This is a genomic window from Arthrobacter sp. D1-17 (assembly GCF_054130535.1).
The window spans coordinates 2,357,134-2,378,899 of the sequence record NZ_CP096382.1; the positions used below are offsets into that span (position 1 = coordinate 2,357,134).

General features: G+C 60.5%; 18 protein-coding genes. 11 read left to right on the forward strand and 7 right to left on the reverse strand.

Going from position 1 to position 21,766, the window contains the following annotated elements; translation table 11 throughout:
- The first annotated feature begins 84 nt into the window (after positions 1–84).
- Entirely contained in the window at positions 85–291 is a 207-nt protein-coding gene (locus tag M1E01_RS10935) for a hypothetical protein (RefSeq protein WP_457971636.1), read from the forward strand.
- A 240-nt stretch (positions 292–531) separates the two neighbouring features.
- On the opposite strand, the gene M1E01_RS10940 is transcribed toward M1E01_RS10935, so the two are convergent.
- Entirely contained in the window at positions 532–1,233 is a 702-nt protein-coding gene (locus M1E01_RS10940) for a GntR family transcriptional regulator (RefSeq protein WP_457971637.1), read from the reverse strand.
- Positions 1,234–1,431: 198 nt separating this feature from the next.
- On the opposite strand from M1E01_RS10940, the gene M1E01_RS10945 reads away from it, so the two are divergent.
- From M1E01_RS10945 to M1E01_RS10960, 4 genes are all read left to right on the forward strand, one after another.
- The gene (locus M1E01_RS10945) at positions 1,432–3,213 is read left to right on the forward strand and encodes an FAD-dependent monooxygenase (RefSeq protein ID WP_457971638.1); all 1,782 of its coding nucleotides are present in this window, start codon (positions 1,432–1,434) and stop codon (positions 3,211–3,213) included.
- Between the two features lie 62 nt (positions 3,214–3,275).
- Positions 3,276–4,133, forward strand: coding sequence for a fumarylacetoacetate hydrolase family protein (locus tag M1E01_RS10950; protein ID WP_457971639.1), 858 nt, complete (start codon positions 3,276–3,278; stop codon positions 4,131–4,133).
- A gap of 85 nt (positions 4,134–4,218) precedes the next feature.
- Positions 4,219–5,145: a VOC family protein gene (locus M1E01_RS10955; RefSeq protein WP_457971640.1), complete on the forward strand. Its 927-nt coding sequence runs from the start codon at positions 4,219–4,221 to the stop codon at positions 5,143–5,145.
- Between the two features lie 218 nt (positions 5,146–5,363).
- Positions 5,364–6,557 (forward strand): MBL fold metallo-hydrolase, encoded by a 1,194-nt coding sequence (locus M1E01_RS10960; protein ID WP_457971641.1) that lies wholly within the window; start codon positions 5,364–5,366, stop codon positions 6,555–6,557.
- A 621-nt stretch (positions 6,558–7,178) separates the two neighbouring features.
- Here the strand turns inward: M1E01_RS10960 and M1E01_RS10965 are convergent.
- The 5 genes from M1E01_RS10965 to M1E01_RS10985 all read right to left on the reverse strand — a co-directional run bounded on the left by M1E01_RS10965 (position 7,179) and on the right by M1E01_RS10985 (position 12,660).
- Positions 7,179–8,732: an amidohydrolase gene (locus M1E01_RS10965; RefSeq protein WP_457971642.1), complete on the reverse strand. Its 1,554-nt coding sequence runs from the start codon at positions 8,730–8,732 to the stop codon at positions 7,179–7,181.
- Between the two features lie 63 nt (positions 8,733–8,795).
- Positions 8,796–9,218: an ester cyclase gene (locus M1E01_RS10970; protein ID WP_457971643.1), complete on the reverse strand. Its 423-nt coding sequence runs from the start codon at positions 9,216–9,218 to the stop codon at positions 8,796–8,798.
- Between the two features lie 200 nt (positions 9,219–9,418).
- Entirely contained in the window at positions 9,419–10,636 is a 1,218-nt protein-coding gene (locus M1E01_RS10975) for an MFS transporter (protein ID WP_457971644.1), read from the reverse strand.
- Between the two features lie 760 nt (positions 10,637–11,396).
- Positions 11,397–12,002 carry a TetR/AcrR family transcriptional regulator gene (locus M1E01_RS10980; RefSeq protein ID WP_457971645.1) on the reverse strand — a complete coding sequence of 202 codons (606 nt, stop codon included), beginning with the start codon at positions 12,000–12,002 and terminating at the stop codon, positions 11,397–11,399.
- A gap of 4 nt (positions 12,003–12,006) precedes the next feature.
- A complete protein-coding gene (locus tag M1E01_RS10985; RefSeq protein WP_457971646.1) occupies positions 12,007–12,660 on the reverse strand; it encodes a TetR/AcrR family transcriptional regulator in 654 nt (217 codons plus the stop codon).
- Between the two features lie 215 nt (positions 12,661–12,875).
- Between M1E01_RS10985 and M1E01_RS10990 the strand changes: the two genes are divergently transcribed.
- The 5 genes from M1E01_RS10990 to M1E01_RS11010 all read left to right on the forward strand — a co-directional run bounded on the left by M1E01_RS10990 (position 12,876) and on the right by M1E01_RS11010 (position 18,600).
- On the forward strand, positions 12,876–14,330 hold the full coding sequence (locus M1E01_RS10990) for an APC family permease (RefSeq protein ID WP_457971647.1): 1,455 nt from the start codon (positions 12,876–12,878) through the stop codon (positions 14,328–14,330).
- A gap of 54 nt (positions 14,331–14,384) precedes the next feature.
- Complete coding sequence (locus tag M1E01_RS10995) at positions 14,385–15,185, forward strand: MoaF C-terminal domain-containing protein (protein WP_457971648.1); 801 nt, start codon at positions 14,385–14,387, stop codon at positions 15,183–15,185.
- Between the two features lie 162 nt (positions 15,186–15,347).
- Complete coding sequence (locus M1E01_RS11000) at positions 15,348–16,088, forward strand: SDR family NAD(P)-dependent oxidoreductase (protein ID WP_457971649.1); 741 nt, start codon at positions 15,348–15,350, stop codon at positions 16,086–16,088.
- 66 nt (positions 16,089–16,154) lie between these two features.
- Complete coding sequence (locus M1E01_RS11005) at positions 16,155–17,564, forward strand: aldehyde dehydrogenase family protein (RefSeq protein ID WP_457971650.1); 1,410 nt, start codon at positions 16,155–16,157, stop codon at positions 17,562–17,564.
- A gap of 223 nt (positions 17,565–17,787) precedes the next feature.
- Positions 17,788–18,600 (forward strand): SDR family NAD(P)-dependent oxidoreductase, encoded by an 813-nt coding sequence (locus M1E01_RS11010; protein WP_457971651.1) that lies wholly within the window; start codon positions 17,788–17,790, stop codon positions 18,598–18,600.
- A gap of 473 nt (positions 18,601–19,073) precedes the next feature.
- On the opposite strand, the gene M1E01_RS11015 is transcribed toward M1E01_RS11010, so the two are convergent.
- The gene (locus M1E01_RS11015; RefSeq protein ID WP_457971652.1) at positions 19,074–20,165 is read right to left on the reverse strand and encodes an Lrp/AsnC family transcriptional regulator; all 1,092 of its coding nucleotides are present in this window, start codon (positions 20,163–20,165) and stop codon (positions 19,074–19,076) included.
- A gap of 52 nt (positions 20,166–20,217) precedes the next feature.
- On the opposite strand from M1E01_RS11015, the gene M1E01_RS11020 reads away from it, so the two are divergent.
- The gene (locus M1E01_RS11020; protein ID WP_457971653.1) at positions 20,218–21,762 is read left to right on the forward strand and encodes a carboxylesterase/lipase family protein; all 1,545 of its coding nucleotides are present in this window, start codon (positions 20,218–20,220) and stop codon (positions 21,760–21,762) included.
- The last annotated feature ends 4 nt before the right edge of the window (positions 21,763–21,766 follow it).

Consider the following 21,766-nt stretch of genomic DNA (forward strand, 5'->3'; position numbering starts at 1 on the left):
CCCGGGGGCCGAAATGGAACGTGCCCACTGGCGTAAGCGCTCCACCGCAGCACATACGAGCAGTCAAGAGAGGATGCACCCCGCATGAAGCCCATCGCCCCCCGCCCGACTACTAAGCCGTGTCGCGAAGCAGCAGCGGTAAAAACTTCCTTGCAATTGGCTGCCGACATCGACGACGTTGTTGCCTCGCCTTGGATTGGACTTCACTACAAGCACGAGTTCCTGCTGCACTACAAGCATGAATCGCTAGAACGGGCAATCAGTATGGCAGACAGCCCGAATCATGGATGATGCCGGAGGCTGTGACCCCCAGGAAGCTCCGAGCATAAGGCCTGGCGCCAGTTTTAGCTGCGCCTGGCGATTACGATCGTACGCGCCAGCGGGCAAGCGAACGGGTCGCCTTTCCAGAAGGGCAACCACCCTGCGCATACGGGTATCATTTTTTTCCTTTTGTCCTCGTACTCACACCGCACGGTCATCGGCTCGTACCCCGCGGGTCCTGCTCAGGTGTTGAAGTTCAAACGGCTCGGATCACGCGGAGATGCCGGTAGCACGCCCCGGGTCCGTTTGTGATTCTGCATAGGCCAGAAGGGCGGCGGTGGTCCGTTCGATGTGCTCTTTCAACGCCTTGACCGCACCTTCGGCGTCCCTGGCGACGGCGAGTTCGGCTAGGTTCCTGTGCTCGGCAGCGACGTCGCGGTCCAGGTCGTGGGCAATATCTATGGACCAGTGCTGATAAAGCAAGGAACAGTCCCGTAGTTCCGTGGCGATGGATTCAAGGCGGGGGCTTTTTGCTCCTGTGAGCAGCGCACGGTGGAAGGCGTGGTGCGCCGCAGACCAGTCTCCGCCCAGATGGCCTTCCTGTGTCGTGTAGGGCGTGCGTTGAAGTGTGTGGTGGGTTGCAATCACGGCGGATTCCCAGTCAAGGCCACCATTGGCGATGGACTCGCGGAGCACGGATGTTTCGATGAGAACGCGGGCGCGGGTCAGATCCAGCAGATCATCCACGGACAGCGGGGGCACGCAGAAACCGCGTTGCGGCAGCGCCTTCACCAATCCCTCTCCGGCCAGCCGGGTCATGGCTTCACGGACAACCGAAAGGCTCACGCCGTAGCGCGTTCCTATGCCTGCGAGCCTGAGTTTGCTGCCCGGCACGAAGGCGCCGCCCAGCAGCTCGGTACGAAGGGATGCGTACACCCCTTCCGAATGGGTCTTGGGCTCGCTGGCTGTCATGGGAACACCTTACCCGACCGCTTCACAAAAAACGCTGACGATAAGAAAAATCGATATTTTCTTGCTTTGTCGATGAACGAGTGGCAGTGTGTGTTGCAGATCACCCCATGATCGGTCCCGCTTGAACCGGGAGGGCAACGACGCCCCTGGGTTTCGAGCGAAGGACATTTCCCCGCAGTATCTGCCTAAGGAGATTCCATGACGGATGTACACGTTCCTGTCCTAATCGTTGGCGGCGGCGGCGCAGGCCTCACCGCTTCCATGACCCTGTCGAACCTCGGCATCGAGTCACTTCTCGTAACTGCATTCCCCAATACCTCGATCCTGCCCAAGGCCCACGTGCTGAACCAGCGTACGATGGAGATTTTCACCGAGGTCGGCGTCGCCCCCGAGATCTACAAGCGAAGCACGCCCGCGAAGAACATGAAGGCCACGGGCTGGTACGCGGGGATCACCGGCGATCACGACGGCTATGGCCGTGAATTGGGCCGGCTTGAGGTCTGGGGTGGCGGCTATACCGATCCCGACTACGTCGCCGCGAGCCCCCGCCGTACCTGCAACCTTCCGCAGATCCGCCTTGAACCGGTCCTGCGTGACCACGCCGAGTCTCTGAACCCGGGGAACGTCCGCTTCAACCATGAGCTGACCGGGCTGGTCCAGAACGAGGATGGGGTCGTAGCCACCGTCCATAACAAGGATGACGGGACCGACTTCACGGTCCATGCCCAGTACCTGTTTGCGGCCGACGGCGGCCGGACGGTCGGCAAGATCCTCGGCGTGGGCATGACCGGGCCGCGGGATCTGATGCGTATGGTCACCGTGCACTTCACCGCAGACCTCTCCGCGTACCTTAAGGACGATGAAGTCCTGATCCGGTGGCTGGTGAACCCTGACTTCGGCGGTTCCTGGTCCAGCGGCGTGCTGGTTCCGATGGGTCCGGATAACTGGGGTCCGGCGTCCGAGGAATGGATCGTTCACATGCAGTACGCCACGGACGATCCCGAGGCCATGCAGCGGGAAAAGGTCCTGGAGCGCCTCAAGGGGACCCTGGGCGTCCCGGACTTCGATCCCCAGATCAACAGCATCAGCCAGTGGGTCATGGAAGGTGTCATCTCCGACAAGTTCCGCGAAGGCTCCGTCTTCTTCCTCGGCGATGCCGCCCACCGGCACCCCCCGACAGGCGGCCTGGGCCTGAACTCCGCGGTACACGACGCCTACAACCTGTGCTGGAAGATAGCGTCCGTGCTTCGCGGACAGGCCGGCGATGCGCTGCTGGACACCTACGAGGCTGAGCGCAAGCCGGTGGACCAGAACAACATCAACAACGCCGTGGCCAACGCGATGAACCACTTCGTGATCGACAAGGCACTGAACCTCTTGCCGGAAAACACCCCGGAGCAGAACTGGGCTGAGGTCCGCCCGCTCTGGGAGGACCTGCCCGAATCCCACACCAAGCGGCACGCCCTGAACAAGGCCATCGGTTCGCAGACCATGGAATTCCGCCACCACAACGTGGAGTTCGGCTATACCTATGACTCCACGGCCATCGTCCATGACGGCAGTCCCGAGTACGTCCCGCTTGACCCGGTACGCCTCTACGAACCAAGCACCAAGCCCGGCCACCCGATGCCCCACGCCTTCGTGGAACGCGAAGGCGAGCGGATCCCGCTCGGAACGCTGGTCCATGGCGGCAACTTCCTGCTCATCGCCGGAGAAGACGGCGGCGACTGGGTTGAGGCGGCGAACAAGATCGCCGCCGAACACAGCTTGCCCATCAAGGCCGCCACCGTGGGAGTCCTGGACAGCGACTATGTTGATGTCCGCGCCGCCTGGCTCAAGCACCGTGAAATTTCACCGACCGGCGCGGTGCTGGTCCGCCCGGACCGGTACGTCGCCTTCCGTTCCGTCGAAGCCGCAGAGGATGCCCAGGCGGTCCTGAAGTCCGCACTCAGCCAGGTGCTGGCCACAGAACTGCTCTGACCTTCCAGTCCTGACCGGCCGGGGCTAGCCAAGCCGACACCACATACATTCAAGGAGTTATCTTGCGTATCGCAAACCATGACAACCGGGCTGTCCTGCTGACCTCTGATGAGGGCGGTATTGACATCCATACAGCCAGCGACGGCCGTTTCGGGCCGGACCTGTCCCCGGTCTACAACGACTGGGAGGCCTTCACTGCCTGGGCACAGGCACTGTCCGGTTCCGACACGGACGTGGCCATCGACCGCTCCCGGCTCGGGTCCCCGTCCCCGGCGCCGCGCCAGATCTTCGCCATTGGCCTGAACTACAGCGAACACGCCAAAGAGTCGGGGTTCGAAGAACCGGACCAGCTTCCCCCCGTCTTCACCAAGTTCGTCAGCGCCCTCACCGGCCCCGACACCACAGTGGTCCTGCCCGAGGGCGGAAACACGGACTGGGAAGTCGAACTGGTGGCCGTCATCGGCAAGGAAGCCTCGAACGTTTCCGCGGCCGATGCCTGGGGGTACGTGGCCGGCCTTTCGATCGGGCAAGACATCTCCGAACGCGTGTCCCAGCTCCGGGGTCCGGCCCCTCAGTTCGGGCTCGGCAAGTCCTTCCCCGGTTTCGCCCCGGTGGGTCCCTGGCTGGTCACCCCCGATGAGTTCTCGAATCCGGACGATCTGGAACTCGGCTGCAGCCTCGATGGTGAAGAACTGCAGAAGGGCCGCACCAGCGAACTGATTTTCTCCATTCCGGCCCTGATCCAGGGCCTGTCCGAGACGGTGACACTCCTGCCAGGTGACCTCATCTTCACCGGCACGCCCGCCGGCGTCGGCGTGGGCCGCACACCCCAGCGGTTCATCCAGCCCGGCCAGACCCTGGTCTCGCACATTGAGGGCATCGGCGAAATCACGCAGACCTTCGTCGCTGCCGGCAAGTGAACACCCCTGCTGCCCGGCCCCGGCCGGGCAGCAGGGCCCTTTCCCACAGCGATAGCCTTATCCATGGATACAAAGGAGTAATCCCATGTCTTTGCACCGTCTGACCCGAGTGGTGATGGGCGTGCCCAACGTCGCAGAAACCGCCGCCTACTACGAGGAGTTCGGCCTGGAGCCGCTGGGCGACAATTCGTTTGGAACGCGCGACGGCGGCGAGCAGCTTAAGGTGGTTTACGCACCGACGCGGCGCCTTGTTGAGCTCGGCGTTGGGGCCGACGACGACGACGACATCGCCAAAGTAACCACCCAGATGAGCCGCCTCGGCATTCCAATTTTCCACAACGGCTCCGAACTCCTCGCCCAGGAACCGATCTCCGGTTTTACCGCGCGAATCCACGTCGCACCGCGCATCGCGCAGGAGAAGACTCCGGCGACCCCGTACAACGGCCCAGGCCGGACTGACCGCGCAGGCCGGGCACCCGGCGTCGTGCGCGAAACCCGCATCAAGCCCCGCAAGCTCGGCCACACGGTCATCGGCACTGTTGACCTCGCCGCGACCATGCGGTTCTTCACCGAAGGCATTGGCTTCAAAGTCAGCGACTACATCAGCTACAAAGGCGCGTTCATGCGCTGCTCCCTAGACCACCACAATGTCCTCGCCCTCGCCGCCCCCGTGAACTTCCTCCACCACACCTCCTGGCAGGTCGATGACATCGACGACGTAGGGCGCGGCGCCAAAGCCATGCTCGAGAACAACCCCGAACGCCACATCTGGGGTCTCGGCCGACACCACGCCGGCTCCAACTTCTTCTGGTACCTCAAAGACCCCGCCGGCAACTTCTCCGAGTACTACTCCGACATGGATTGCATCCCGGAAGACGAACTCTGGACACCGGAAACCTTCGAAGGCGCACAGGGCCTATTCAGCTGGGGACCGCCACCACCGCCCTCCTTCTTGGAACCGGATGATCTTGCTGCCCTCATGACAGGAACCCACGCACCCGCCTCGGCATAACCCGTGCAAATCCCAGCAGGAGATGCGATGCGCTTTGGCCCAGGCAGCCGAACAACACGGATCCAGGAGATACGGGAGCAAGACGCCGCATCGGACCGTACGGAAGACGAGGCTTGCTTTGGGGAGCTGATTTGTTTCCCTTGGGCCGGACTCCAGTACACCATCGAGCAGGGCTAGTTCCTCGGTTGTTTATCAGTTATTAAAAACAGGAGCAATTTATGTGCGACGTGTTGAGCAAACTGGAATCGTCCGGAGTCTCCAGACGGAATATCCTTGCCAGCTTCGGGCTCGGCGCTGCGGCTGTCACTCTGACAGCGTGCGCCGACAACAGCCCCGGAAAATCATCAGTCTCCCGATCCTTCGGCCCGGCGCCCGCTGAAGGGCATCGCACCCGTTTGGTTCTTCTCGGCACTTCAGGGGGTCCTCCATACTGGCCAGGGGGTACGCGCGAAGGTATCTCCTCCGCCCTGGTAGTTGGCGACCGCTATTACCTGATCGACGCCGGACACGGAGTGATGGGGCAGTTACGTAAGGCCAAGCTTGGTCCTAACTACGAGAAGGATCTGGACGGACCGCTCGACGTGCTGGCCGGAATATTTCTGACGCATCTCCATTCCGACCACGTTGTCGACCTGAACAACATACTCAGCGAGGGCATCTTCAACGGACTTCAGTCCGTCAGGAAGATACCGATTTGGGGACCTGGAAACCGCGGACAAGTGCCCGTCTTGTTCGGCCCTGGAGATCCGCCCGCCCCCGTCAGTCCAAGGAACCCAACCCCCGGCACTCAGGAGATGACCGATCTCATCGTTCAGGCGTTCGCCACGGACTTCAACGACCGGCTTTTCGACAACCGAAAGCCCCATCCCGATGACCTGTGGGAAGCTTTCGATGTGCCGGTTCCGTCCGAATTCACGAAAAGACCAAATACCGATCCTTGCCCGGATATGAGCCCTTTCAGTTTCTATGAAGACGACTACGTTCGCGTCTCAGCAACGTTGGTGAACCACGCCCCTGTTTTCCCTGCCTTGGCTTACCGCTTTGACACGGACGACGGCTCGGTGGTCTTTTCCGGGGACACGGGAAAAACCCCCAACCTCATCAGGTTGGCCAAAGGTGCAGATGTCTTGGTTCACGAAGTGATCGACAAGACATGGCCGCAATCGCTCTTTTCAGAGCCTCGGACTGAAGCTCAGGAGGGGCTGTATCAGCACCTGATCAATGCACACACACTCATCGAGGACGTCGGAACCGTGGCCCAAGAAGCCGGCGTCAAATCGCTCGTCCTTTCGCATTTGGTCCCGGGCAATAGACCCGACAACGTCTGGGAGGCCTGTGGCAAAGGTTTTGACGGGCAACTAATCATCGGGCACGATCTCGACGTCATCGGTGTGGGATCCGCTAAGCGATAAACGACCTTCTGCCGCTGCGGCCCGCCTGGACCTTTGGGAGGGAAACGGCTGGCAGATCACCGAATCGCAGCTTCTACATCCAAAGTTGACGTTGTTTTGGACATCCCCGTGGATCGACATCTAACACATCTGATTGAGCCAGAACGGCAGCGAATCTGCACGGTCAAGAGGGTGCGGTAACCGGCTGGCAGCACCGCGAGTAGTTGCTATCAGTCGAAGCATTCAGGACGTCAGGGGTAGATCCATACCTGTACCTCATGGCGCGTGCTCCCCCGCAAACTCTTGAACGACCAGAAGCCAAACCGGCTCCGCTGTTTGTCCCTCTCGTCTTTTATAGTCGCGGGGCCACTCCCCGGCACAACGCGCCCCTCGTGTTCGAAATTTCCTTTTACAATCAGCATTGCCAGCATGAGGTAAAGAAGGCGGCCACCCCAAGCTTCATTCCACCGGAGTGCAATTTGCATGATTGCGTTTGCGTAAGGACACCATGCCCAGCTGCAAGCGAAATCCGCCCCGCATCATACGCGGGGCGGATTCGGTGCAATACCGTACCCAGGCCCTCGCTGTTTAGGCCGTACTGGCCGGTCCAACCTCTGTGGGCCAGCTCAGGGTCAGCTAGGACTATCCTTCGGGCTGCTCTGACGTCTTGTCCTCGTAGACAGTTTCGCCTTCGAAAACCGTGCGCAGCACCTTTGTCGTGCCAATTTCATTCACGGGAACCTCGAAGAGGTTTCGGTCCAGCACAATGAAGTCAGCTGACTTGCCTGGTTCCAGGGTTCCTTGTTCGCTGTCACGGCCAACTGCGCGAGCCCCCGAAATGGTCATAGCCTTGATGGCAGTTGCCAGGTCAATTGCTTGATCGCCGTGCTGCAGCATTCCCTGCAGGCCGGGGAAAAGGTTGGGGTTGTCCATGATGATCCAGTCGGATCCCACTGTCATTTCCGCTCCGTGGCTCAGTATGGTCTTGAACCGGAATCCGTCCTGTAGGCCGAACTCGGGGATGTGCCAAAGTGCCGGTGACATCTCGGCTGTTACGTTGAGCCTGGCTAGCCGCCCGTAGTCTTGTTCGCTGATGAAACCTGCGTGTGCGATTTCATGCGATGGCCCGCTTTGGCCGTTAAGCTCGCGCACGCGGGCGATAGCGTCCAGGGCGACTCGGACTGCGCCCTCTCCGGCGCAATGGATTTTTACTCTTTGCCCGGCTGCGTCGAACTTCAGGAGAGCATGGAACAGCTCCCCTTCCGGGATGAGTATCTTGGAGGTGTCGACCTCATTGTTTTCGTTCAGGCCTGCTTCTGTCACGTGGGGCGGAAGCGGGGCTCCGTCGAGCCATATCTTGATGAATCCGGTGTCGACGTGCTCGCTTCGCCACGCTTCGCGGTTCTCGATTAACCTGTCGAGTTCAGCTGAGCTGGTCCCTCCGAAGCCCTCTTCCCGCCAGATCAGGTGGGCGGCCACGTGCAGTTTCAGGGCGTCGTTCTGATCGAGGGTCCTAAACGCCTGAAGTGCCTGGGGGTTGGCTGAGGCTTCCTGAACAGAAGTGATGCCGTACTTGTGGCAGATTGAAGCTGCCCAGGCCACGGCTTCTGATCCGGTGCGCTCCGGGTACTCGGGGATGGACCGCATTACCGGCCATCGTGCCTGCTCCACCATTTCGCCGGTTAGCTGTCCCGTGGATGAGTAGCGGATGAATCGGCCTCCGGCCGGATCCTGGACGTCGTCGCGCACTCCTGCCAATTCGAGGGCGCGGCTGTTGGCCAGCCCGTGGTGAATGGAATAGTCGTAGAGAAAGACGGGCTTGTCCGGGAAAGCCTCGTCGAGGAATTCCTTGTTGACGCCATCCGCGTCGAGCGCAGGCGGGAAGAATTCGCCTCCTATGATCCATTCGTTGCCTTCCATATCTCTGGGGCCGGAACAAGGGCAGTTCTTCAGGTCCTCGACTATCTGCCGGCTGTCCGCCCCGGGGCGAAGTCGGGGTTCGAATTTGAATTTCAAACCGCTGAAGAGCAGGTGGATGTGGGCGTCATGGATGCCAGGCATCACCATGCGTCCACCCAGATCCACGAAGTGCACGTCGTGCCCCGCGGCGGCGCGTATGTCCTGCTCTGATCCAACTGCCGTTATCCTGCCGTCTTCCACCACCAGGGCATCCGCCCACGGTGTCTGAGCTGTCACTGTGTAAAATCGTCCGTTTACGTATGCGGTCCTCATGAAATCTCCTTCGTCGCCATTGTTTTCCTAAAGTCCCAGCTGCCTGGCTGCGTCTTCCAGATCCCAGTAGCGATGAGTTTCTGCCACCTTGCCATCAACGATGGTGTGGACATCGCAGAACGGAACGGAAGTGGATTTCAAGGTGGGCGCTATTTCACCGGAGGGTGTCGCCAGTGGGCCTTCATGAACTCCGACGCCGTTGAATTCCGCAACGGAAAAGTTGTCGCCGCCACGGATGACGATGTCTTCGCAAAGGCCATGAGGAAACGGTGTGTTCCAGGCTGCGTAGTTCTTTTTTTGACCTTCGAGCCCCAGGTACCGTTCTTGAGTCGGTACGTTCAACCAGACGGCGGCTGCCGAGAAATGGGACAGCCAATCGTCGAGGTTCCGGTTGTTGTAGGCCCTATAGAGGCTTGATGTGATGTCGATTGCAGTGTTTTTGCTGGTCATGGCGGTGTGTCTTTCATAATTTGATTCGCCGGCGGATGGGGTAAGACGGAGTGCCAGCAGCGGTAGGAAGGCTGAGTCGGGCCTAGGTTCGGCGCGGGACGGACCGTCGGATTTCGGCAGGAGGAAGCTTGGGCAGTTCCACTCGGTTCTCGCTTGGATGATCCACAGCGCGGGGAGAAAACCTGCGGTTCGGAAAGGCGCTAGTTCTTGGCCATAACCGGTTCTGCTGGGGCAGGGTCAAGGGCTGGAGCTGCTTTAGCTGGTTGCGCAAGCAGAATGAGGACGAAGGAGGCGGACAGGGCGATGATGCTCATCAGTGTCAAGGCGTTGTAGCCTCCTGTGCTCTCGACGATGCGGCCGGCGATAAACGGGCCGATCGCGAAGCCGCCGCCAATGAACAGATTGGAGAGGTTGCTCGCTCGCCCGGCACGGTCCAGGTCAGCGAGCGTCGACAGCAGAAACGGCAGTGTCCATGGCCAGGCGAACTTGAAGATGATTGCTGCTGCACTGAGCTGAAGCACGGACGGGACTCCAAACAGAAGTGCAACGGCGAGCAGCATCCCCAAGTGCCCTCCAGCCAGCAGAACTCTGCGGCTGACTCTTCCGCCCGTTAACGTTGCAGCGATCGAGCCGACGACGCCTACCATCGTGGCAATGGAAAGGATCATCCCCAAAGTCTGCGGATCGATGTGGGCAGTTTCTGCAATGCCTCCCAGGAATGTCCAGACCGCGCTAAGGCCTATATAGAACACGAGCAATGCGGTAAGGCCCATCAGAGTCTTGTGCAGATTCAGCCTGGGTGCGTGGCCTCCCTGCGCCTTCAACGGCGTCAACGCGTGTGAGGGGAGAAACCGCAACAGGGGGAGCGCCAGGATCATGAGGACAGCCAAGGTCCAGTAAACGACGGCGACGCCAAAACTATCGAAGAACCGGGGGAAGACTGCCAATCCGATGGCCCCGAAAGCAATTTGACCAGCTGTCCACATGCCGAAGACGCGGTCGCGGTTGGTGGTACGTGCGGCCAGGGTCATAGCCAGCACCATAAGTGAGCCACCGGCCAGCGAGGTCAAGCCCCGCACGACCACTAGATGTTCATAGGTAGTCACATGGCCGGAAACGATGTTTCCCGCGATGAACACAAGTCCGAAGCTCAGTGAGGTCATCCGCAGGTTGAGCTTTTTTATCCAGTACAGCGCAGGTAGTGAGGCTATGCTCATGGCGCCCAGCTCGACCGCGAAAAGGTCACCGGTTTGTGTGGGGCCCAGCCGCATTTGAATCTGCAACTGTCCCGCTACGGCAGGAGCCATAAGCAGAACCGTCGAGATGATCGACGAGAAGAAAACGATGAGAGCGATTCGTCCTCTTGAATTCGGATTATCGCTTGACGGAGGGGGCGTCGTCAGATTGGTTTCGGGCATAGCAATTCCTTTTTTGGAGATAGTGCCTCGGTGAGGTGGGGAGGGCAGTACACGTTTGCTAGCGATCGGGACTAACAGGAACGGCAGGCAGCGCTGCGACTCATGACGCGCGAACTACTACCGCGTCCGACTACGTACGTCGTGACGGGGACAGCTCATGGCCACAGCTGTTACTCCCGGCTGAATCCCCTGCGGGGTTCCTTCCAGACGTGATGCGCGCCACGCTTTCCAAGAAATATACATTTGTCTAGTTTGAGTGTCAACAGTCCGGCGTGGGCGTTCGCGGAGGTGTAGGGGCAGTTGTTCGGCAGGGTCGCTTTGAGACCCGGCTCAGCGGGCCTTATGCCAAGAGCGCCCGATAACCGGCCGTTCACGTGGGCATTATTGAGTAGCTGGGTGCCTCAGGATCGGCTGTGCGGCCAGGCTTGGGAGGACCCTGATGCCCCTCGGTCGGTAGGTATGCCTGCGGCATTAAGATGCGGCGCCGGACCCCGCGGGATCCTAAAGGAAGCCGGGATCCGAATCCGCCGATGTCAACATTGGTTTGTGATGCGGCCAGCGCCTCTGGACTAACACCATGACAACCTGGTGCTGTTCCGGCGCAAAGTTCGCAAACGGGCTTAGCGCCTTCTGGCCCACACGGATTGCTGGTGAATCGAGGTCCAGCCGGGCCGTGTTCGCAGCAGTCCGGACGGTACACGGCTGATACGGGCCGCCGTGCCGTGGGCGAGGATTTTCGGGTTGGGGTGGCACCCGTTGTCTATTCCCCGTTACTGGCTGAGCCGATCCGGTCGTCTGGCTGATTATCATCCGCCCCTATGTTCTTGAGCAGCCTGCCCACTTCGACAATGGCCTCTCGAATGGGTTCGCGGCTGCCGACCGCGAGGAACTGCAGTACCAGCCCGTTGAGGGCGGCGAATACAACCCGCGCCAATTCCCTGTCAGAACCGTCAGAAGTGTCAATCCCCTGCGCCCGGAGCCTCTCCTCAATGGCCGTGATGTAGTTTGCGTAAAGGCGCTCGACCAGGGCCCGGATCTCGGGCCTCCTGGGCGCCTCGAGCACCATCTGCGCCTGGAACATCTCTATCTCGGGATCTGTCGCCAGCGAAGCCAACATCAGATCGGCGAAACCCTCATCGAAATCAGCGGTGCCGGCAAGACCTGTTTCTCTGATCGATCGTTCTACCGCGACCTCCATGGCGGCGGCGACGAGGCCATCCATCGAGCCGAAATGTTGCCCCACAAGTGCGTGGTTCACGCCCGCCCGAGCGGCAACGGATCGGTGCGTAAGTCCCTGAAGGCCCTTTTCGGCAACAATTTCAATGGCCGCCCTTACGAGGGCGTCTCGCCTCGAACCATATTCCATCGACCTACTCCACAAAGAGAGCGGATGAACTTGCGCCACCAGGAGCCGGCTGCAGTTCGTGTACGGTCCCGTCCCCGCTGTCTTTGGACGATTCAAGAACGGCGACCAGCCGACCCACCTGAATCACTGCAGCCCGGATCTTGACCGGATCACTGATAGTCAAAAACTGGAGCATGAGACCATCCAGTGCCGCAAAGATAGCCAGAGAAACGCCGTCATCCACCAGCAGACCGCGTTGCTTCAGGGCATCCTCCACGGTTCTCATGTAGTTGGCATACAGCCTCTCCACTAGTGAGCGGACCTCAGGGTTGCGTCGGGCTTCCAACAACATCTCAAACTGGAAGAGTTGCAGCTCCGGTTCGGCCGACACCGTCGCAATGAGTGAATCGGCAAACGCTTCGTCGAAATCGACGATTCTCTCGAGGCCCGTCTCTTCGATGGACCGCTGAACAGCCCATTCCATGGTGGCAGCCAGAAGCCCCTCAATAGAACCGAAGTGATGCGTGACGAGCGTGTGGTTCACGCCTGCGCGCGCTGCAACAGCGCGGTAAGTGACCCCCTTGAGACCCTTCTCTCCCACGACCGCAATCACTGCTGACAGCAATGCGTCACGTCCATCCCCATAGGGCAAACGGGTTGAGGCTTGAGGTTGGGTCATGCACCGAGTTTAGTCCCTGCTGTTGGTTGAAAGGGAGACATTGACAGCCAGAACTAAACAGATGTAGAGTTTGGCATGTGTCTCCGGTCACTTGAACTTCATCCGGATGAAAGCAGAATTTCCCCGGATTTCAGTGCACTGTCGCGCAGAAACAGGGGCACCACACTTTTTTCGCACCGGCTTCATGCCCGTGCATTCCTGAAAGAGCCAAACGCATGAATCAAGAATCAGTCGAGTCTTCGACGGGCATCGGGTTGGAAGAGCGCGGGGACTTGGCCGGCTTGGTGCGTTTGAGGCCGAACAAACTCGGCGTGCTTGCCATTGCCTTTTTTGCCATTGCGGCAGCTGCCCCCATGGCCGCAGTCGTGGGCGCCAGCCCGGTTCTGTTTTCGGCCAGCGGCGCGGGAACACCGGTCATTTATGTGATTGCTGCGCTGCTGGTTGCCCTCTTCTCCGTTGGCTACCTGCGGATGAGCCAGTACATCACCAACGCCGGCGGTTTCGTGGCCTACATGGCCAAGGGGTTGGGCACGAAATGGGCTACCGGCGGGGCGGGGATCGCCATCCTGACCTACCTCAGCCTTCAGATCGGGCTGTGGTCGCAGTTCGGCGTCTTTGCACAGTTGCTGGTTGAAGGCCTCACGGGCATCAGCGTGCCGGTCTACTTGTGGATTGCTGTGCTGCTTGCTGTCGTGACTGGCCTGACAATGCGCGGTGTCGATGCGAGCCTCAAGGTGCTGGGGGTTCTCATCGTCGGAGAGGCCTTCGCGGTAGCCGCTCTCGTGGTGTCCCTCATCGCTGAGAAGGGACTTGGCATCTTCACGTTTGAAGGCTTCACGGGCTCCAGCGTCTTCGGACCTGGCCTGGGTATTTCCCTGCTCTTTGCCTTCGCCTGCTTCACGAGTTTCGAGGCAACAGTCGTCTTCGCTGAAGAAGCAAAGGATCCGCGGCGTACTATCCCCCGGGCTGCCTACTTCGTCATCGCCTTCGTTGGCATCTTCTACACCATCTCCACGTGGGCCATCAGTGGTGCCATCGGAATCGATAACATCCAGTCCGTGGCCACGGAGAACCCGGCGGGCCTGATCTTTGACCTTGCCCAGACCAGCGCCGGTTACTGGCTGAGCATGACCATGCAGATCCTGGTGGTTACGAGCTTCCTGGCCATGCTGCTGGGCCTGTCCAACATGTTCTCCCGCTATCTGTTCTCCCTCGGCCGGGCAGGAGCCCTGCCGACGAAGCTTTCCGCCGTGTCCAAGACCGGCGCCCCGCACGTCGCCGGATTCATCAATGGGGTTCTCGTCCTCGCAATCATCAGCGTCTTCTTGCTCGCAGGTGCCGATCCGATCACGACCGTGTTTTCGTGGTTCGTGGCCCTGGGAACAGCAGGCTTTATCACCATCCTGCTGGTGACATCAGCTGCGATCGTGGTTTTCTTCGCCAGGAACGGCATGCGAGACAACCTTTGGGTGACCGTAATCGCACCGTCTCTGTCATTCGTTGCCTTCATCGTCATCGGATACCTGACGCTGGACAACTACGACGCGCTGCTCGGCGGGGCCGGCGGCGTTGCCCGGTGGCTTTTGCTCGGCATCCCCCTCTTCTTCGTCGCCGGGCTCGCCCGGGGCGCACAAAAGCCTTCCATCAATTTCGCCGCAGTCATCGGCTGACCTAGCCAACACCCAACCAGTCCGAACCAAATGGAAAAGAACAAAGGAACAAACATGACTTCAGCTGACATTCAGGACTACATCCCCGAAGATCAGTGGCCTCCCGTGTCCGCCATGCTGGAAGGCTTCGGTGACCAGACCTTGCCCGCCTCCCCCGCGTTGGCCGGCAGCACCTTGCGCCTCGAGGCCGACGGATCCAGCTCCGAATACGTCTTCGGCGACGAATCTTCGCTTACGTGGACGGATGTCCGTGGTGAGGAAAGCACGAGTGGGGCAGCCCGCTACAAGGCCATCGAAGCCCGCCCCGGTATTTTCATCATCGACTTCCTCCGCGGCGAAGGCCTCAGCGAAGAAAACGTCACCATCATCCTCGATCGCAACACGGGTGCCACCACCACTGGGGTATCCCGGTTCGTTGTTGTGGACGGCCGGACCCGGAGCACCACCGAGTTCAGCCAATTCAACACCGAAGGGTCCTCCGTGCGGCATGAGCGTTCCTCCGGTTTGGTCGGTAAGCGGATCTACTACCGCTACAGCGACGTTGAAACCTACGAACACATTTACCTCAACCCCGGAACCTTTACCTGGAACTGCATCCGCGGCGCGGAGGCAGGACTTGCTGACACTGACCGCTGCATGACATGGGAAGTAGCAGAAGATCTCTTCATCTTCTTTTGGACCGAGAAGGTCATGTGCGTGGAAGCAGTGCTGCTGGTAGACCTGCGCGAGCAGCGCTCCATCGGTCGGATGTTCGGCTGGGATGATCCAAAAGCCGAATCTGTCGTCATCCCCTTCAACTCAAGGCTCAGCGTTCTGAACACCACCGCATACCCCCAGGACAACCACAAGCATTGACGCGTCAGGCGATGTCCGGGCTGTGCCCGGACATCGCCTCTAACGCAACTGGTACATCTTCGTCGGCATCAACCCACCCCTGACACGGCGACGTGACTGGGTAGCGGCAAACATCGCTCTAAAGAATGGACAGAACCCGTGGATATGGGACTGAAGGACCGAGTGGTTTTAGTGACCGGAGGCGGGTCAGGTATAGGTCACGCATGCGTCCGCGCCCTGACCACCGAAGGAGCGAAGGTCCTCATTGTTGATCGAAACCCGAAGGGTGCTGCCCTTGCAGCGGACTTCAGGCGCGACGGTTACGAGGTCGAGTTCGTGCAGGCGGATGTAACTGAGGAAGCGGACGTACGCAGCTGCGTGCAGGCAGCAATGGACCGCTTCGGTCAGCTGGACTCGGTCATCGGCTGCGCCGGGATTTCCGGGCCTGTCGGGAGCACCGCCATTGACATCTCCGTGGACGATTGGGACCGCGTGATGGCCGTGAACGTCCGCGGAAACTTCCTGCTCGCCAAGCACGCCATCCCGCTGTTGGCAAACAGCGACGTGGCAACAATAGTGTTCCTCGCTTCCGACTCGGCTCTGGTCGCGTTTGAAGGCATGGCCCCGTACAGCACATCAAAAGCTGCCGTGCTCATGCTCACCAAAGCACTGGCAGTGGACCACGCTGATATCCGGGTCAACTGCCTTTGCCCCGGTATTGTCGACACTCCGATGTCGCGGTCGGACCTGGGGCGCGAGGAAGGCTTCGAGGGCACAAACCTTCCGGTCATGCCGCCACATCAGATTGCGTCGCATGCCGTATTCCTGGCCTCCCGTGTGAGCGCACCCATCAACGGAACCAGCATCGTGGCCGATTACGGATACCTGGCGCGGTCAGCCCAACCGGCCCTCGAATTCAATTAACAACTCCACCCAAGTCCTGGCGCAACGCCCGGCAGATCCCGCCACCGCTCGAAGGGGAGTAGCGAAATGAAAACGTACGAATCCTTGCTTGATCAGGTCACCGCGTACGCGGGTAAGACCCGCACCATCACTGATCCTGCGACTGGCGAGGCAGTCGGGGAGGCGCCCGTTCATGATCTTGAGTACCTTGAGCAGGTTGTCGACGCGGCTGTGGAGGCTCAGCCCGCGTGGGCGGCGCTTGGCCATGAAGGGCGGTCTGAAGCGCTGTTGAAGGCCGCGGACGCCGTTGAGCGTAACGCTGAGGAGCTGGCACGGTTGCTCTCGCGGGAGCAGGGCAAGCCGCTGAACGGGCCAAATGCCCGGTTCGAAGTCGGTGCCTGCGCGGCGTGGCTTCGCGCGGCAGCGACCATCCGCCTGGAGCCCGAAACGATCGTCGATGATGGTGAGACCCGCGCCGAACTGCACTACAAGCCCATCGGAGTCGTCGCCGCGATCGGTCCCTGGAACTGGCCGATGATGATCGCGGTCTGGCAGTTCGCCCCGGCCCTGCGGATGGGCAACGCCGCGGTGGTCAAGCCCTCGGGGAACACCCCGCTGTCAGTCCTGGCCCTGATCACGGTCATCAACGAAGCACTGCCGGAGGGTATTCTTTCCGCTGTGTCCTGCGGCCGTGACGTCGGTGCCCGTCTGACGGAACACCCCGCTGTTGGGAAGATCATGTTTACCGGCTCCACTGCGGCCGGTCGCGCCATCATCAAATCCTCCGCGGCCACCGTCAAGCGCCTCACCCTGGAACTCGGCGGGAACGATGCGGGCATCGTCCTGCCCGACGCTGATCCGAAGGCCATCGCCGAGGACCTTTTCTGGGGCGCCTTCATCAACACCGGCCAGACCTGCGCCGCGCTGAAGCGCCTCTATGTACACGAGGACATCTACGACGCGGTCTGCGAGGAACTCACGAAAGTGGCCGCCGCCATGCCCATGGGTAACGGTCTGGACGAGAACAACGTTCTGGGCCCCCTGCAGAACAAGTCGCAATACGACATCGTGACCAGCCTCGTGAACGCTGCCAAGGAATCCGGCGCGCGGGTACTGCTGGGCGGAAACCCGGACACCACCCAACCCGGCTACTTCTACCCCACCACCTTGGTGGCTGACATCGACAACGACAACCCGCTCGTGGCCGAGGAACAGTTCGGCCCGGCCCTGCCGATCATCAAGTACAGCACCGTGGACGAAGCAGTGGAAAAGGCCAACGGCCTGAACGTCGGCCTCGGCGCCTCCGTCTGGTCCAGCAACCTCACAGCGGCTCGTGCAGTAGCCAGCAGGATCGAGGCCGGCACTGTATGGATCAACAAGCACGGCACGGTGGACCCCCGCATCCCGTTCGGCGGAGCGAAACAGTCCGGCTACGGGCTGGAATTCGGCGTCGAAGGCCTCAAAGCCCTCGGAATCCCCCAGGTCATCAACGGCTAACCCAGCCGACCCGGAATGAGGATCAATTCAGGGATGCGTAGGGCGAAGACAATTTTCGCCCTACGCATCCCGCCGCCCAACCCCACGCTTTGTTCGGACGCGTGGGTATCGGTCTTTAACCAGGGACGCCGAATCTCGAAAGCGTCCCGGCCAGTTCATGGGCAGCCTCATGCGGGCCCCGTCAGGACATGCGCCTTTGGTCCGTCTAATACGAAGGAATGAAATGAGCAATCACCCGGTAGCAATCATCACCGGAGGAGGTACAGGGATCGGTGCGGCAACAGCGAGAGTCCTCCGCTCCGACGGCTGGGAGGTCATTGTCTCCGGCCGCCGCCTGGAACCTCTTCAACAGGTCGCCGAATCTACCGGCGCCGTCCCAGTCGTCGCCGATGCAGCATCCCAACCCGACATCAAAAGGCTGGTCGGAACCACCATCGAACGGTTCGGATCCCTTGATGGCCTCGTCTTGAACGCGGGAATTGTCCGCGCTGGATCGGTGGGCGATCTCGCAGATGATGCCTGGGACGCAATGGTCAGCACCAACCTCACCGGTCCCCTACGCCTCGCCCGGGAAGCCATGCCACACTTGCTCGCTTCGCGCGGTTCCATCGTAGGCGTCGCTTCCGCCGCTGCCCTTAGAGCAACCGAAGGCACAGCCGGCTACAACGTCACCAAGGCCGGCCTCGCCATGCTGATGCAGTCAATTGCCGTGGACTACGGTCCTCGCGGTGTGCGTGCCAATGCAATCTGTCCGGGGTGGACCCGAACTGAAATGGCCGATATGGAGATGCAGGAATACGGGGCCGAACTGGGACTGGGGTACCAGGAGGCCTACAAAGTCGCGACGTCCTTCGTGCCCGTCCGCAGACCCGCCGAGTCGTCGGAAGTCGCCGACGTCATAGCGTGGCTACTCTCCGACAAGGCCTCCTACATCAATTCAGCCGTGCTGCCAGTCGACGGCGGAATGATCGCTGTAGACCCTGGCGGACTCGCCCTCGACCCGCGGGTCACGCTAAAAACTTCTCAGCAGCAGTAAGTCCTAATGCACCGCTCGTGAGGGACCTATTCGGGTAACGCTATGAATGGACATCCTGCTGGCTTCTACTTGCAGCCAACCCCGCCGCCGTATCGCCATGGCCAGGACATCAGAAGGATAAATGGCAAGAGGACGACCCTTACTGCAATCCCAGGCACGGTCGAGTGCGGAGGAAAAGCGTGTAAGTTTCATGCCCCAACTGTGCTGAGTGCAGCCGGGATTGGACGCTTCTGGAACCGGGCGATGAGGTCTAGGCTCCCAAATTCCCGCCGTGGATAACCGGATAACCGAATTGACCCCAGCCATGAACCACTCCAGGACGCATTGGTTCCGCCACCGCGGTCAGGAAACAAGAGCATGTCTGAGCTGCAGGTAGACAGAAGGTCCGTTATCAGCGTCAAAAATTGCCGGGAGAGCGCTTCTTGGAAGAAGTGTCGGCTGCGTTTTATGCAAAAAATCTATATTCGGTCGCGTCAATCTTGGAGCTCCTCTCCGAACGATAAAGCAAGTGTTCCGCTTCGCTTGAGAGCGTCCACAACAAGCGCCGGCTCTATCGATTGGGCCCGAACTGCCCAGTCGGAGCTCTTGAGGTACGCGTACAGTGCGGCACGGCTGGGGAAGACAGCATTAACCACGAGCTGGAAGTCGCCGGCAAGCACCGCCGCATACCGTACAGCTGGGGACGGCAGGATTTCAGCCTCCACACGGTCCAGTTCAGGAAAAGGCACTTTGACCCAAAGCATAACTTCCACGGGTAATCCAAGCAGCGCGGGTTCAAAGACAGCACGAATGAATAGGGTGCCTTCGCGTCTCATTTTTTCCACCCGGCGCTGAGCCGTTTGTACCGAGAGCCCCGTAATGCGCGCCAGGTCTTCGTAGCTGGATCGTCCGTCCCGCTCCAGGGCCCGCATGATCTGTCTGTCCTCTTTGTTCAGCTGCTCCGGGTTCGCTAGTTCCGTCGGAGCTTCCGAATACTCGGTCCCTCCTAACTCTGCGAGCTCGCCGGAGGTCAGCACCCCGGGGTTCCACTGGTGCATCGTTCGCAGGTGATTCAAAACTGGATACGTGGCTGCCGAACTGACGCCTGGGATGCCCCCAATGTCCCGTATAAGCAGTTCTGCGAACTTAGAGGCCGGGCTGGAAAGCTCCGCTGTGCAGTCCGCCGAACCCGTGAGGATGTAGGTGAAGAAGGTCTCCGGGCGCCGGGCCAAAGCAGCGGCAGATATGCCAGCAGCACCGGGGTTGCACGTGACTTTCAAAACGAACTGCTCCAAACGTTTTCCACGGCTGGGGTTCGGCAGTGCCCGGATCCTGACCCGTCCATCCCGCAGGAGGTCTGCGCCTCGGCGTGCAACCGTTCGCTCAGCCTCGCCCAGAGCGGAGGCGATTTTCGCCCACGGCGCCCGGCCGTCAATCTGAAGGGCAGCGACTATGCGTTGATCAAGACTGTCCAAGGCATTCATGTAAGCCCCTTGATTCGGCAATGATTCCTTCCCCAGCTTAATCTTCCCGGCCAAAAAAATGGCCGAATCTTCCATCTTTAAGAATTTGATTGTCCGATTCATGTGATGGGCCTCACGATGAGATCAAGGGAATCAGCAACCACTAAGGACGAAAATGACGGACACACTCGTAAAGACACTTCAAGGTGCGGTGCGTGGAGTCGAGGCCGAGGGCACGATTAGCTGGCGGGGCATCCGCTATGCGCAGTCACCATCTGGGCCCTTGCGCTGGCAGCCTCCAAGGCCAGCTGCGCCATGGACAGGAATCGCTGCTGCCGACTCATTTCCTACCCGCGCTCCCCAAATTTTGACCCCCGAGCTGGTCCCGCCGGGAGGTGCGACCCCTTCTGACGCGGACACTCCCATGGGTGAGGATTGCCTGTTCCTCAACATCACGGCACCCAACCAGTCGACAGAAACACCCTGCCCCGTTCTGGTGTGGTTCCATGGCGGAGGCTTCACTTGGGGCTCCGGAGCGAACTTCATCGGTGACGGAACCGCCCTGGCCCGTGAAGGCACCATCGTGGTCACAGTGAACTACCGCTTGGGCGCGCTGGGCTTCCTGAAATTGGACCACCTCCTGGGACCGGAGTACGCCTCCTCAGCAAATGCAGGATTGTTGGACCAGATCGCAGCACTCTCGTGGGTGCGTGATAACGTGGCCGCGTTCGGCGGTGACACCTCCCGGATAACCATTGCCGGTGTGTCCGCCGGGGCCAAGAGCGTGGCAAACCTGATGGCCTCGCCGCTGACCGAGGGGTTGTTCCACCGCGGGATCATGCAAAGCGGGGGCGAACACCTCAACACTCCGGAAACCGCGGAACAGCTCACCGCAGCCCTGCTAAACACCCTCGGACTGACACCGGAAACTGCCTCAGAGCTCCTGACAATGCCGGCTGACGTACTCCTCGAAGCGCAGCAGGAAATTGCCACTGGCGCCCGGGCAACCTGGGTGTGGCGGCCCACCATCGATGGAAATAGCCTTCCTGAGGCACCCGTTCAGGCCTTTGCCAACGGACGCGCCAAGGGCGTTAGCATCATGGCCGGCGTCACAGCCAACGAGGCCGGGAGCTACGACCTGGCCGATTCGACGGCGGCACAGCAGACACCGCGCGTCCTGCGGGAAATCTTCGGTGCCGAAGCAGAACGAGTGCTTGACGTCTACCGGTCAACCTTTCCCGAAGCGGATGAGCGTCAGCTCCACCGCGCGGTGCTGGCCGATGAGCGATACGGCATCCCCACACTTCGATTGCTGGACGCCCAGTCCGCCCACGCATCCTGCTGGCGCTATCGCTTCGATGCCCCCACGCCAGGTGCCCCCCGAGAGAAGTGGGGTTTCCACGGAGCCGATGTCCCCTACGTGTGGAACATAGGCCTCGAAGCGGCGGAGCCGGCGCTGCGCGAGCTTGCGGATGGCATCCGGCAAGCCTGGACAAGCTTCATCGCAACCGGAAAACCCGACGCGCCCGGCCTGCCGTTCTGGCCGGAATATGAGGCGTCAGACCGGTTAACCATGCTGTTGGACGCACCCCCAAAGGTCGCCTCGGATCCCCGGTCGGAGCAGAGGCAGGCCTGGGCTGCCGCGGATTGGCAACCGGACACCTGGTGGCAACTTCCTGCTTTGGTTCAAACCTCCCATTCTCCAGCCAACAACGCCTGAAAGA

Bases quoted from the DNA above. Each gene is read 5' to 3' on its own strand.
- M1E01_RS10980 (WP_457971645.1), bottom strand. From the start codon at position 12,002: ATGGAATATGGTTCGAGGCGAGACGCCCTCGTAAGGGCGGCCATTGAA.
- M1E01_RS10985 (WP_457971646.1), bottom strand. From the start codon at position 12,660: ATGACCCAACCTCAAGCCTCAACCCGTTTGCCCTATGGGGATGGACGT.
- M1E01_RS10960 (WP_457971641.1), top strand. From the start codon at position 5,364: ATGTGCGACGTGTTGAGCAAACTGGAATCGTCCGGAGTCTCCAGACGG.
- M1E01_RS11005 (WP_457971650.1), top strand. From the start codon at position 16,155: ATGAAAACGTACGAATCCTTGCTTGATCAGGTCACCGCGTACGCGGGT.
- M1E01_RS10935 (WP_457971636.1), top strand. From the start codon at position 85: ATGAAGCCCATCGCCCCCCGCCCGACTACTAAGCCGTGTCGCGAAGCA.
- M1E01_RS11015 (WP_457971652.1), bottom strand. From the start codon at position 20,165: ATGAATCGGACAATCAAATTCTTAAAGATGGAAGATTCGGCCATTTTT.
- M1E01_RS11010 (WP_457971651.1), top strand. From the start codon at position 17,788: ATGAGCAATCACCCGGTAGCAATCATCACCGGAGGAGGTACAGGGATC.
- M1E01_RS10970 (WP_457971643.1), bottom strand. From the start codon at position 9,218: ATGACCAGCAAAAACACTGCAATCGACATCACATCAAGCCTCTATAGG.
- M1E01_RS10990 (WP_457971647.1), top strand. From the start codon at position 12,876: ATGAATCAAGAATCAGTCGAGTCTTCGACGGGCATCGGGTTGGAAGAG.
- M1E01_RS10955 (WP_457971640.1), top strand. From the start codon at position 4,219: ATGTCTTTGCACCGTCTGACCCGAGTGGTGATGGGCGTGCCCAACGTC.
- M1E01_RS10945 (WP_457971638.1), top strand. From the start codon at position 1,432: ATGACGGATGTACACGTTCCTGTCCTAATCGTTGGCGGCGGCGGCGCA.
- M1E01_RS10940 (WP_457971637.1), bottom strand. From the start codon at position 1,233: ATGACAGCCAGCGAGCCCAAGACCCATTCGGAAGGGGTGTACGCATCC.
- M1E01_RS10995 (WP_457971648.1), top strand. From the start codon at position 14,385: ATGACTTCAGCTGACATTCAGGACTACATCCCCGAAGATCAGTGGCCT.
- M1E01_RS10975 (WP_457971644.1), bottom strand. From the start codon at position 10,636: ATGCCCGAAACCAATCTGACGACGCCCCCTCCGTCAAGCGATAATCCG.
- M1E01_RS11020 (WP_457971653.1), top strand. From the start codon at position 20,218: ATGACGGACACACTCGTAAAGACACTTCAAGGTGCGGTGCGTGGAGTC.